Origin of the sequence: Vibrio sp. 10N.261.55.F4 (assembly GCF_041470465.1) — a bacterium.
Taxonomy (GTDB): domain Bacteria; phylum Pseudomonadota; class Gammaproteobacteria; order Enterobacterales; family Vibrionaceae; genus Vibrio; species Vibrio crassostreae_C.
Genome location: NZ_JBFRMM010000049.1, coordinates 1 through 764 on the forward strand (window position 1 = coordinate 1; position 764 = coordinate 764).

Annotated in this window: 5 tRNA genes; all 5 read left to right on the forward strand. The window is 44.6% G+C overall.

From position 1 onward, the window contains the following. Positions 1-88: 88 nt before the first annotated feature. Positions 89-164 (forward strand) — tRNA-Glu (locus AB4249_RS20970). 2 nt (positions 165-166) lie between these two features. After that, positions 167-242, forward strand: a tRNA-Lys gene (locus AB4249_RS20975). 32 nt (positions 243-274) lie between these two features. Then, a tRNA-Val gene (locus tag AB4249_RS20980) sits at positions 275-350 on the forward strand. Between the two features lie 25 nt (positions 351-375). Further along, positions 376-451, forward strand: a tRNA-Ala gene (locus AB4249_RS20985). Positions 452-483: 32 nt separating this feature from the next. Next, positions 484-559 (forward strand) — tRNA-Val (locus AB4249_RS20990). The last annotated feature ends 205 nt before the right edge of the window (positions 560-764 follow it).

The window sequence follows — 764 nt, forward strand, 5'->3', positions numbered from 1 at the left end:
TTGATTAGGTTTAGAAAAGTAAAGAGATGAAGAACTCCCAAGTTCTTCGAAGTTTGTTTCTACTTTTAAAGTAGAGATGAATTGCAGTGTCCCGTTCGTCTAGAGGCCTAGGACACCGCCCTTTCACGGCGGTAACAGGGGTTCGACTCCCCTACGGGATACCATTGGGTCGTTAGCTCAGTTGGTAGAGCAGTTGACTTTTAATCAATTGGTCGCAGGTTCGAATCCTGCACGACCCACCATTCTTTCTCCACGAAGGAATTAAAACTATCGTGGGCGATTAGCTCAGTTGGGAGAGCACCTGCCTTACAAGCAGGGGGTCACTGGTTCGAGCCCGGTATCGCCCACCATTTCCTCCCAAGGAAATAAAAATATGGGGCTATAGCTCAGCTGGGAGAGCGCCTGCCTTGCACGCAGGAGGTCTGCGGTTCGATCCCGCATAGCTCCACCATTCCTTCTCCATGAAGGAATTAAAACTATCATGGGCGATTAGCTCAGTTGGGAGAGCACCTGCCTTACAAGCAGGGGGTCACTGGTTCGAGCCCGGTATCGCCCACCATCTTCAAGCACACTTTTCTTAGTAATAGAAAACTGAGTGTATTTAAAAATGGTTTTGAAAGTTTAATGCTTTAAAAACTCTTGCTCTTTAACAATTTGGAAAGCTGACTGATTGATTACTTACGAGTAATTCAATCAAATTTAAAAGTTCTCAATGTTTATCTGCTCTTAGTTAATAAGAACGGTATAAACACAACAAACACATT